Source organism: Lachnoclostridium sp. An14 (assembly GCF_002160755.1).
Lineage (GTDB): Bacteria > Bacillota > Clostridia > Lachnospirales > Lachnospiraceae > Lachnoclostridium_A.
Genome location: NZ_NFLE01000048.1, coordinates 15,911 through 27,002, shown reverse-complemented (window position 1 = coordinate 27,002; position 11,092 = coordinate 15,911). Strand labels below are relative to the sequence as shown.

Sequence of the window (11,092 nt, the reverse complement as noted above, 5' to 3'; positions counted from 1 at the left end):
ATTTAACATAAGATGACCTCTTTTCTCGTATGTGTTTTTGTGGTGATTACATTATACTATAAAAAGAGGTCGTCTTATTTTTTATTTTTTGAAATTACCCAGGTAAAGTTACACTATCCGGGGCTGCCGTCTCTGATCGTCCGGGTGCTGACGGCTGTGGTGTTGTCGGATATGAATGACTTTGATTTTGATTCCGGTAAGCAGGAGCAGCTCTGGGAGGAGATCGAGAAGAAGAATCATTTCCGGACCCGGATGAAACGGGTGCTGCGGGAGGTGCTGTACATCGGTGACGGGGCGTGGAAGATCACGCTGGACACCAAGAAAAGCGAGTATCCTGTGATCCAGTGGTATCCCGGTGACCGGATTGAGCTGACATACGACGGGGATGATTTACGGGAAGTGGTATTTAAGACCCCCTTCCGGGAACGAGGCCGGCAGTATGTGCTGTATGAGTATTACGGATACGGCTACATCCGCAACGAGCTGTATCAGGGAGAGCGCGAGGCGGCAATGACGGCCACGGAGCGCACGAAAGGCATTCACGACATCACCTTCCATGAGCGTGTGATGCTGGCGGTGCCCCTGCAAGTGTATGAGAGCTCTAAGTGGGAGGGACGCGGCGGGAGCATTTTTGACGGCAAGCTGGACAGCTTTGACGCCTTTGATGAGGTGTGGAGCCAGTGGCTGGATGCCCTCCGGGCCGGCAGGGCAAGGACGTATATTCCGGAGAGTCTGGTGCCGAAAGACCCGTACAACGGAAAACCGATCCGCCCCAACCCCTTTGACAACCGTTTCTTTGCCGGAGAGAACAACATGGCAGAGGGAGCGGAGAATAAGGTACAGACAGAACAGCCATCCATTCCCCATGACAGCTATCTGGCCTCTTATGTGACGGCTTTGGATCTCTGTTTACAGGGGATTATCAGCCCGTCCACGCTGGGGATTGACGTGAAAAAGCTGGATAATGCGGAGGCGCAACGGGAGAAAGAGAAGGCGACGCTGTACACCCGCAACGCCATCGTGGAGGCGCTCCAGGAGACGTTGCCGGAGCTGGTTGCGGCCTGTTTGAATTGCTGCCGCCTGTTGGCCGGGCAGGCTCCGGAGGAGGTGAAGGTGGACATTCCCTTTGGGGAGTACGCCAACCCCTCCTTTGAGAGCCAGGTGGAGACCCTGGCGAAGGCCCGCCCTGGGGTTCCGGTGATGAGTGTGGAGGCCCAGGTGGAGGAGCTTTACGGGGACAGTCGGGACGAGGAGTGGAAGGCGGAGGAAGTACGGCGCCTGAAGGCGGAGCAGGGGATCGCGGAAGTAGAGGAGCCGGGAGTTGGCAGGGCAGCCGGGCCATTCCAGCTTCGCATGGAAGGAGGAGAGCCGAATGCGGGTGAAAGTGCTGAGCCGGGTGTACCGGATGAGTCGGAAGGAGTACGAGGGAATGTTGCAGATGGCCAGTGAGCAGGTTCCCTTTGGAATTTATGCCCTGGAGAAACAGGGATATGCGGAACTGCGGCGCGACAAGTGCCAGAGCATAACGCAGCTAAAAGCGTTGACGAGGCAGTTTAAGGCCCAGGGATTTAAGGTCTATGCCAACCGGAAAGGCCTTAAGGAGGCGGGCGTTGAAGGGGCGGAAGGAGCGCTGATCAGTGCGGGATGAATACAGCATCGGCGCGGCCTTTGCGGCGATTGAGGACGAATTGATTGCCTCTATGATGCGGAATATGGCCCGTCACCGGGCGGAGGAGACGGCGGAAGGGATTCAGTGGGCCATGTGGCAGGCGGAGCAGCTGAAAGCCCTGGAAAAGTACAAGAGGGAGAACCGGAAACGGTACAAGGGCCAGTTTCAGACCATGAACCAGGAAATCGAGGCGCTGATCCGGAAGGCGAAGGAGACCGGCGGGATGGATCAGGAGAAACAGATCCTGCAGGCGATCCGGAGGGGCTTTAAAGGGTTTGGTACTAATCATTCCCCGGCCCATCAGGCGCTGTCGGGGGAGTTCTTCCGGTTAAATGAGCGGAAACTGGAGGCACTGATCAAGGCCACAACTTCGGACATGGAGCGGGCGGAAACGGCGGTGCTCCGGATGGCGGATGACGAATACCGGAAAGCGATTTTCAACGCTCAGGTGTATGCCAATACCGGGGCGGGGACTTATGAAAAGGCTGTGGATATGGCCACAAAGGACCTGCTGTCCCGTGGATTAAACTGCGTGGTCTACGCAAACGGTGCCCGACATACCCTATCGGACTATGCGGACATGGCGGTCCGGACAGCCAGCAAGCGGGCTTACCTTCAGGGAGAGGGGGAGAAACGGCAGGAGTGGGGGATCGCGACGGTCATCGTAAACAAGCGCGGGAATCCCTGCCCGAAGTGCCTGCCGTTTTGCGGGAAGGTGCTCATAGATGACGTGTGGAGCGGGGGATCAAAGGATGGGGTGGATCCGGAGACGGGAAAACGGTATCCATTAGTGAGCAAGGCCATTGCCCACGGTCTTTATCATCCCCGATGCAAGGACAGCCACACCACCTATTTTCCCGGCATCTCCACGGCTGATGATACCTGGACAGAGGAGGAACTGGAGGCGATCGGACAGGCGAGCAGGGAGGATGAGCGGAAACAGTATGCAGAGCGGCAGGTGAAGAAGTATAACAGGCTGGCTACGTATTCGTTGGATGAGGATAATAAAAAACAATATAAACAGAAATCTGAAGAATGGGATGAGAAAGCAGGGAAACGATATGCGGTTTCAGATGAGATAAAGATGCATCGGGATGACACGCCTGTTAAGATGGTTGACCTGGTAGAAAAATATACCAATGATGAGTTTGTTGTTTTAGATGAAACATCTGAAAGCGCTTTTGCTTATGACTTCGATACAGATACGGTTGTTGTTAACCCAGCTCATCCACAGTATGCCTACCTGGATGCAAGAGAGACTATGATTCATGAACTAGCCCATCGGATTGATCAAAATGAATTCGGAAGTCCGATGCACCTGGAGTTCTCAAGGGCGATTTACGAGGCAGGTGAACAGATTGTAGCAGCCGCGGAAAAATATAACAAACTGTTTGATGAAGATGGTGTATTCGAGTATAATAGTCTTATCAGCGACATACTTGGATGCATTACAGATAATCAGGTGAGAGGGAATTTTTCACATGATTCGCAGTACATAGGCATTCCGGGATATACAGAGCTGGAAGTATTTGCGGATATTTTTCAGCCTTGTATCAAGGAGATGCGGAAACCGTAGCATTTATTCAAGAAGAACTTTCCGAGATCTACAGGGCATTTATGGGGATTATAGGTGACGGATATGTTGAAACCTGAGTTCATTGAAATGATGAGGAACGATAAAGAATTGCAGGAGCTAAAACGGAGAGTGATTGAGCTAACCGGCAGTAGGGAACCGACGGTGTTTCGTATAGGTGCCAATTATACCTATGAGGATTGGAAAGAACAACTACGGAGAATTATAAAAGATCACGAAAAGTAAGGATTAGGGGACACGCAGCTATGCGTGTTCTTTTTTATGCCCAAACGCGAGCACGGCATTAAACTCTGCGCGGCCGGTGACACCGATGAAAATGGATGGATCAAGAGTGACACTCTCAAAATGGAAAGGAGCACGACGATGGAAGGAAACCAGAATAACCAGCAGACCAATCAGCAGACGGGAGGAACCAGTGGAACCGGGCAGCAGACCCAGAGCAATCAGCAGGGAACCCCGCCGACGATCGATTATGATAAGATCCAGAAGATGCTGGACGGAACCTTGTCTGCAAAAGAGGATACGGTGTTAAAGTCGTATTTCAGGCAGCAGGGACTCTCCCAGGAGGAGATGGCCCAGGCAATTCAGGCATTCAAGGCCCAGAAAGCGGCCAGTCAGCCGGATGTAGGCGCCCTTCAGGCCCAGGCGGCCCAGGCACAGGCGGCGGCCAGACAAGCCCAGGTGGAGAACGCGGCCATCCTGGCGGCGGTGGGGCTGGGTGTGGATGCCAAGACGATCCCGTACCTGATCAAGATGACGGATTTGAGCCAGGCGGTGGGGCAGGATGGGAATGTAAACGCGGAGGCGGTTACGAACGCCCTCAAACAGACCCTGGAGGATGTCCCTGGACTGAAACCGCAGGCAGCTGGCCAGACCGGGTTTGTCCAGGTGGGAGCCGCCGGCAATTCCCCGCAGCAGGCCCAGCAGACGGCGCACACACCGCCCGTAGCAGTGCCGGCAAAACGTTGGAACCGGTTTAACAATTAAGAAAGGAGAGCATGATATATGCCGAATGTAAATTATGCCCAGGTCTGGGAGCCTGAGCTTTTAGATATCCTCATGCAGGGGACCCTGACGTCCCCGTTTGTAACCAGTAACGTGAGATGGCTGGACGCCAAGACCTTCCATTTCACCCAGATGAGCACCAGCGGATATAAAAACCACAGCCGGAACGGCGGCTGGAACACCGGTACCTATACCCAGACGGATGTACCGTTTACCCTGACCCACGACCGGGACGTGGAGTTTCTGGTGGACAAGGCGGATGTGGATGAGACCAATGCCACGGCCTCTATCCAGAACATTTCCCGCGTGTTTGAGCAGACCCAGGTGGTGCCGGAGACGGACGCGCTGTTCTTCTCTAAGGTGGCCCAGAAGGCCCAGGCGACGGCCGGGTACAATTCCAGTACGGCGGCATCTTCCTATACCAAGGCGAAGGTGTTCGGGATGTTGAAGGACATCCTGGCAAAGGGAAAGCTGCGCCGGTATAAGGCAAACGGCAGCCTGATCATGTACGTGACCAGTGCGATTATGGACGCCCTGGAGCAGTCCACGGAGTTTACCCGCAAGATCGAGATGACGCAGATTGCGGAGGGCGGTCTGGGGATCGAGACCAGGGTAACGGACATTGACGGCGTGCCGGTGATGGAAGTGATCGACGACGAGCGGTTCTGGGACGCGTTTGACTGGGAGCCGGCGGATGGGGGATTCCTTCCGCGGAAAAAGGTAGCGGAGAGTGAGGAGGACGCGGGAGATGGCGTAACCGGCGCCCACAAGATCAATGTGCTGGTAGCCTGCGGGCAGACCTGCAAGATTGTTCCGAAGATCTCCAGCATCTACTATTTTGAGCCGGGCGGCCACACGAAGGGGGACGGGTATCTGTACCAGAACCGCAGCCTGTCTGACGTGTTTGTGTTCCCCAATGGCAGGGACGGCAAGATCGACAGCGTTTTTGTTGACGTGGATACCACGGAGTACACCGGAGCGTAAAGGGGGCGGGAACATGGCCTATGAACCGTATGTGACGCCGGAGGAGTACGCGGACTTTGGAGGAACGGTACTCCCGGAGGCAGAGGCAGCGAGGTTCCTCCGGCAGGCCAGCCGCCATGTGGATTCCCTGACCTATAACCGGATGGTGGGTCAGGGATTTTCCGGTCTGACGGAGTTTCAGCGGGAGATGGTGAAGGAGGTGGTCTGCCGGCAGGCGGAGTTTGAGTACGAGAACGCCGACGAGATCGACACCATTCTCCAGAGCTACAGTATCAACGGCGTTTCCGCCCAGTTTGGCAGTTCCTGGAACGTGTTTACGGATAAGGGGATCGCCATGCGCCGGGATGTGTACGCCATGCTCTGCCAGACCGGCCTGTGCTGCAGATTGGCGGTGGGGCGATGAAGTATCCGTGTCTGGTGCCAAAGAGGCTCTGTAAAACGAAGATCAGGGTCCATTTGGAGAGCGAGGAGCTGAACAACCTGGGAGGGCCGAAACACACTGCGGATCTGAAGCTTTCCTGCAATTTTCAGGACCGGGCAAAGACGATCCTGACGGCAGAGAAAAAGCTGGTACAGGTGACGGGAACGGCCCTGTTTCCCGGAGACATCGCCCCGGAGATGCCGTCTTTAAGCGGCGGGACGGTGACGGTGTTCGGGGAAACCCGCCGGATTGTCCAGGGGACGAAGAACCGCAACCCGGACGGGACGGTTAACTATTGTACGCTGGAGGTGATGTGATGAAGGTGAAATTCACGGTGAAAATGAATTTTCCCCGCATCCGGCAGTTAAACGAGGCGGCGGTGACAGCGCTGGAAATGACGGCGGAGGCACTGCACACGGAAGTTGTGCAAGCCCAGCTCATGCCATTTGAAACTGGGCATTTGCAGGAAGATGCCACTTTTGTGGATTACAGCAAGTCTAAGAGAGGAAAGGTGTCTCTGGTTTCTAGCACCCCTTATGCGCGCCGGTTATATTTTCATCCAGAATATCATTTCCAGACAGACGAAAATCCGTTTGCAGGCGGCCGATGGTATGAGCCTTGGCTGGAAGGAGGAATCAGTGAGGATTTCGCGCAAAAAGCATTTAAGCGATTTTATAAAAAGGTGGGTGGAGTGTGATGCTGAAACTGATAGGCATCCGCCAATGGATTGCCGGGATGGGGCTTGCGGCAGATGAACGGGTGTACATTGGCAAGCTGGACAATAAGCAGCAGAAATCCATTGGGATATATGAGCGGAAGGGCAGCGGGCCGCCGGTGACGGCGCTGGGCGGCCCTTCCTGTACTTCTTATGGGGTGCGGCAGCTTTCCCTGTTGGTGCACTGGAACAAGAGCAAACCGGAGTCAGAGGCGGCGGCCTGGGAGTTGTTTGAAAAGCTGAAACGTGTGACCAGCCTGTCCATTGGAGGCGCGTTCGTCAGCGGCCTGATTTTGCAGGTTCCGGAGCCTGTTGATGTGGGGACGGATGACAATGGGGTGTATGAATACGTGATCTGGCTGGATCTGATTGTGAATAAGGAAGGAGATGGGAATACATGAGCGAGACTGCAAAGGTTTATCCGGTCTTTAACAACAAATTTAAAGTGGGGATCAGCGGTTCTGACGAGGCGGACACGGTGATCGCCAACCTGACGAATTTTGCCCCTTCCATTGACGGGGGCATTGAGGAGTGGAACGCCATGGAGGCGGAGGGCTGGGGAGATGCCATGATGACCAGCAAAAAGCTGTCCTTCAGCTTTCAGGGCAAGCGGACTTATGGCGATCCGGGAAATGATTTTATCGCGGGTCTGGCCTGGAAAAGCGGAAATGATGTGGTGGCCCCCTTTGCCTGGGAGATGCCTTCTGGAGCGAAGGTGGCGTTTACGGCTATTATCAGCGTGACGACTCCCGCCGGCGGGGACAGCACGAACGTGGACGGCCTGGAGTTTGAGGTGCACTGCAAGGGCAAGCCGACGTTTACGCCGGCGTCTGCGGGATCTGGATCATAAGGAAGGAGGATGTGAGAGATGGCAAAAGTTGTGGACATTACGGACAAGCTGAGCTTTGACGGGAACCCCAGCCTGACAATCAAGGGGAAAACGATTGAGGTAAACGCGGATGCTCCCACGATGTTGAAGGTGATGAACCTGATGGATGGGGAGCCTGGTGTGAAGGAGATCATGGATGTGTTCGAGCTGATGTTTTCCGGCACGGCGCGGAAGGAGCTGGAGAAGGTGAATTTGAATTTCGCGGATCTGATTGTGGTGATCCAGGAGGCAGTGGCCTTAATTGCGGGCGACGGAAATGGCCGGGGGGAGCGGTGACCCGTACTACGATCTTTTTGGGGACTGGGATCTGATCGTGTCCAGTTTCCTGACGCAGTACGGGCTGCGGATCCGGACGAAGGAATTTGAAACGGTGAGCTGGGATGAATTCCGTTCGCTGCTTGCCGGAATCGCTCCGGAAACCCCTCTGGGGCGGGTTGTGGCGATCCGGTCGGAGACGGACAAGAACGTGATCCGGCATTTTTCAAAGGATCAGAAACGGATCTATGATGAATGGCGGGCCGGACAGGCGGCGGCCGTCACCCCGGAGACGTTTGAGCGGCAGATGGAGCAGCTGGAGCGAATGATGGCCCAGCTGTGTGGGTAAGGGGGGAGAGCGGTATTGAAAAAATAAAATGTGAGCGGTGCGGGCGCACTCTTTTGCTGGTGGAGCTGGTGAAGGGGGAGATCAAGTGCCCGCGCTGCGGAAAAATTAACCAGGTAGAATATCCGCAAAGGGGAGAGCACATAAAGCGCACCGTTGAGTAGCGTCCGAGCCTACTTTGCTTGTTTTGACAAGGCACAAGGTAGGTGAGGAATAATGGCAGAGGAAAACGCCGGTCAGATCAATCTGGACTTGGTGGTGAATAAGAAGGCTTTTGAAAAGCAGATGTCAGGGATTCAGGGCCTGGCGAAGAAGGCGGGGGCTGCATTGGCCGCCGCTTTTGCTGTAAAAAAGATCTGGGATTTTGGGGCGGCCTGCGTGGAGCTGGGTTCTGACCTGGCTGAAGTGCAGAACGTAGTGGACGTTACCTTCCCGCAGATGTCGAAACAGGTGGACGCGTTCGCGAAGAACGCGGCGGCCCAGTTTGGCCTGTCGGAGACGATGGCCAAAAAGTTTACGGGTACGTTTGGCTCTATGGCGAAGGCCTTCGGGTTTAACGAGCAGTCCGCCTATGAGATGTCCGCAGCGCTTACTGGTCTGGCTGGGGATGTGGCATCCTTTTACAATATCAGCCAGGATGAGGCATACACCAAGCTGAAATCGGTATTTACGGGTGAGACGGAGACCTTAAAGGATTTGGGTATCGTCATGACCCAGACTGCTCTGGACAGCTATGCGCTGGCCAATGGTTACGGCAAGGTGACGGCCAAGATGAGCGAGGCGGAGAAGGTTGCCCTGCGGTACCAGTTTGTTACCGAGCAGCTTTCCCTGGCGGCGGGGGATTTTTCCAGGACTTCTGACGGATGGGCGAACCAGGTGCGCGTGCTGCAGCTCCAGTTTCAGAGCTTGCAGGCAACCATTGGCCAGGGCCTGATCCGCGTTCTGACGCCGGTGATCAAGGTGATTAATACCCTGATTGGCAAGCTGCTGAGCCTGGCCAACGCGTTTAAAGCCTTTACGGAAATGTTCACCGGGAAGGCAGGAGGCTCCGGGGCATCTGTGGCGGCTGCCGGGATGGAGGCGGTGGCAGATTCCGCGGAGGATGCCAGCGCTGCCATCGGGGGAACCGGGAGCGCGGCAAAGAAGGCGGCCAAGGAGATCAAAGGCGCCACCACGGGCATTGACGAACTGAATATCATCGACCAGGGGGACAGCGGATCCGGATCAGGCGGTGCAGATGCCGGCGGCGGATACCAGGCAGATCAGTTTGATATGGGGGAGATCGCCCCGCTGGATGACGAGGTGGATGCCAGGTATCAGGCTCTGATTGACCGGGTGAAGGAGCTGCAGGGGCTGTTTCGGGAAGGATTCCAGGCGGGATTTGGGGATGCGTCTGTGCTGGATAGTATCCAGGCGCATTTGGAGCATATCAAAGTCAGTCTGCGAGAGATTTTTACAGATGGTTCTGTACAGCAGGCAGCCGATCAATTTATCGATTCCTTTGTGCAAAACCTTGGAAGGGTGACTGGCAGCATAGCCTCGATTGGAGCCAGCATAGGCGATTTTCTGATCGGTTCCGTAGACAAATATCTGAGTAAAAACAGTGGTTTTTTAAAGAAAAAACTTATCTCGTTATTTGATATTGGCTCAGAAGTCAGTGAGATAGCGGGAGAACTTTCTCAGGCTGTTTCAGAGATTTTTGCGGTATTGCGGCTGGATTCTTTTAAAGATATAGGGGCGTCTTTAATAGAGATTGTTGGCAATACTGTTTTAAATTTATCGGAGCTTTTTTTACGAGTTAAGACAGATGCCTTCGAAAAGTTCGCACTTCCCATTATTGAAAATAAGGATAAGATCGTTGAGGCTTTAGCTGGCTTTGGCGATTTACTGGCGCCGGCGATTGGCCTGATAGCAGATGCGTTTACTTATGTTGGCCAGGTAATTAATGATGTATATGATGGGGTTATCTCTCCCGTTATTGGATTCATAGCGCAGCTGATCTCCGACAAAGTAGGCATTATTTTACAGGCGTTCAACACCTTGCTTTTGCCGGCTTTGCAGCACATAGGGGATAAGATTCAGGAACTGAGAGAGGGGGCCTTTGCTCAGCTAGCAGATACGTTCGACTCTTTAGTGGGAAAGGTTTCTGAATTGGTACAAGTTGTGGCTGGTCAGATTCAAGCTCTGTTAGATGGATATTTGATACCGTTCGCGGACTGGATCATCAATGCGATGGCGCCGTATATTACAGGAGCAATCGATCTTGTAGTTGATGCGTTTTTCTGGTTTTTAGAACAGGTTTCCAGTATCCTTGACAGCGTTTTGGATGCCTTAAACGGCCTTTTGGATTTCCTCACCGGTGTATTTACCGGCGACTGGAAAAAGGCATGGACGGGCATTAAAGCCTTCCTGTCCTCTATCTGGGATCTGATGAAATCTCTGGTGTCTGCGGCGATGGAGGCCATTTCCTCGATCATTCAGACCGTGATGGATTCGGTGCGGAACAACTGGGACGCGGTCTGGACCGGGATCAAGGAGTTTGCCGCGGGCATCTGGCAGGCGATCCGGGATACCATCAGCCAGCTGATCGACGCGATCCACATGAAGATCAGCAGCGTGATGGACACCATTAAAACCGGGATTTCCACGGCCCTGGAGAATATCAAGAAGGCGTGGAATGATACCTGGGAGAATCTGAAAGAAAAGGTCGAGGATATTTTTAAAGGGATCTGGTCCACGATCAAAGGGATCATCAATAAGATCCTGGGCGGTATTGAGACGATGGCAAACGGAGTGGTGAAGGCGATCAACAAGATGATTGAGGCTGTCAACGACGTAGCAGATCACGTGCCGGGAATTGATGACGACCTGATCCCCACCATTCCGGAGCTGCATCTTCCGCGTCTGGCGGAGGGCGGCTTTGTGCGGGCGAATACCCCGCAGCTTGCCATGATCGGTGACAACCGTCATCACGGTGAGATCGTGGCGCCGGAGGATAAGATGCAGGAGATGGTGGACCGGGCGGCTATGATGGCGGCGGGGATGAATTCCGGAATGTCTGACGAGTATCTGCGGATCGTGATTGACTTGTTGCAGCGCATCATTGAGCTGATTGAGAACATGGACCTGACGGTGAGCATTGACGTACGGGACATCAAACAGAAACTGGTGGATCTGGAGAAACGGTCCGGGTACACCTTGAGAACGACGTAGA

The 11,092-nt window shown here is 54.3% G+C and carries 13 protein-coding genes; all 13 read left to right on the top strand.

Features of this window, described 5'->3' with window-relative positions; translation table 11 throughout:
* The first annotated feature begins 45 nt into the window (after positions 1-45).
* The 13 genes from B5E84_RS18350 to B5E84_RS18285 all read left to right on the top strand — a co-directional run bounded on the left by B5E84_RS18350 (position 46) and on the right by B5E84_RS18285 (position 11,091).
* Positions 46-1,449 (top strand): capsid protein, encoded by a 1,404-nt coding sequence (locus B5E84_RS18350; RefSeq protein ID WP_442911405.1) that lies wholly within the window; start codon positions 46-48, stop codon positions 1,447-1,449.
* Positions 1,373-1,648: a hypothetical protein gene (locus B5E84_RS18345; RefSeq protein ID WP_204248619.1), complete on the top strand. Its 276-nt coding sequence runs from the start codon at positions 1,373-1,375 to the stop codon at positions 1,646-1,648. The genes B5E84_RS18350 and B5E84_RS18345 overlap by 77 nt, the downstream gene beginning before the upstream one ends.
* Positions 1,638-3,245: a phage minor capsid protein gene (locus B5E84_RS18340; RefSeq protein WP_242963439.1), complete on the top strand. Its 1,608-nt coding sequence runs from the start codon at positions 1,638-1,640 to the stop codon at positions 3,243-3,245. Before B5E84_RS18345 ends, B5E84_RS18340 begins: the two co-directional genes overlap by 11 nt.
* A 381-nt stretch (positions 3,246-3,626) precedes the next feature.
* Positions 3,627-4,250, top strand: a complete 624-nt coding sequence (locus B5E84_RS18330) for a tellurite resistance TerB family protein (RefSeq protein WP_204248618.1) — start codon at positions 3,627-3,629, stop codon at positions 4,248-4,250.
* A gap of 18 nt (positions 4,251-4,268) precedes the next feature.
* Positions 4,269-5,252, top strand: a complete 984-nt coding sequence (locus tag B5E84_RS18325) for a phage capsid protein (protein ID WP_087225807.1) — start codon at positions 4,269-4,271, stop codon at positions 5,250-5,252.
* Positions 5,253-5,265: 13 nt separating this feature from the next.
* Positions 5,266-5,655, top strand: coding sequence for a head-tail connector protein (locus B5E84_RS18320; RefSeq protein WP_087225803.1), 390 nt, complete (start codon positions 5,266-5,268; stop codon positions 5,653-5,655).
* Positions 5,652-5,990, top strand: a complete 339-nt coding sequence (locus B5E84_RS18315) for a hypothetical protein (protein ID WP_087225800.1) — start codon at positions 5,652-5,654, stop codon at positions 5,988-5,990. The genes B5E84_RS18320 and B5E84_RS18315 overlap by 4 nt, the downstream gene beginning before the upstream one ends.
* Positions 5,990-6,370: a hypothetical protein gene (locus B5E84_RS18310; protein ID WP_087225797.1), complete on the top strand. Its 381-nt coding sequence runs from the start codon at positions 5,990-5,992 to the stop codon at positions 6,368-6,370. The genes B5E84_RS18315 and B5E84_RS18310 overlap by 1 nt, the downstream gene beginning before the upstream one ends.
* A complete protein-coding gene (locus B5E84_RS18305) occupies positions 6,370-6,789 on the top strand; it encodes a minor capsid protein (protein ID WP_087225794.1) in 420 nt (139 codons plus the stop codon). The genes B5E84_RS18310 and B5E84_RS18305 overlap by 1 nt, the downstream gene beginning before the upstream one ends.
* Complete coding sequence (locus tag B5E84_RS18300) at positions 6,786-7,238, top strand: phage tail tube protein (RefSeq protein WP_087225793.1); 453 nt, start codon at positions 6,786-6,788, stop codon at positions 7,236-7,238. Before B5E84_RS18305 ends, B5E84_RS18300 begins: the two co-directional genes overlap by 4 nt.
* An 18-nt stretch (positions 7,239-7,256) precedes the next feature.
* Positions 7,257-7,553: a hypothetical protein gene (locus B5E84_RS18295; protein ID WP_087225790.1), complete on the top strand. Its 297-nt coding sequence runs from the start codon at positions 7,257-7,259 to the stop codon at positions 7,551-7,553.
* Positions 7,519-7,881: a Gp15 family bacteriophage protein gene (locus tag B5E84_RS18290; protein ID WP_242963438.1), complete on the top strand. Its 363-nt coding sequence runs from the start codon at positions 7,519-7,521 to the stop codon at positions 7,879-7,881. The genes B5E84_RS18295 and B5E84_RS18290 overlap by 35 nt, the downstream gene beginning before the upstream one ends.
* A 213-nt stretch (positions 7,882-8,094) precedes the next feature.
* Positions 8,095-11,091: a phage tail protein gene (locus B5E84_RS18285; RefSeq protein WP_087225786.1), complete on the top strand. Its 2,997-nt coding sequence runs from the start codon at positions 8,095-8,097 to the stop codon at positions 11,089-11,091.
* Position 11,092: the final 1 nt, after the last annotated feature.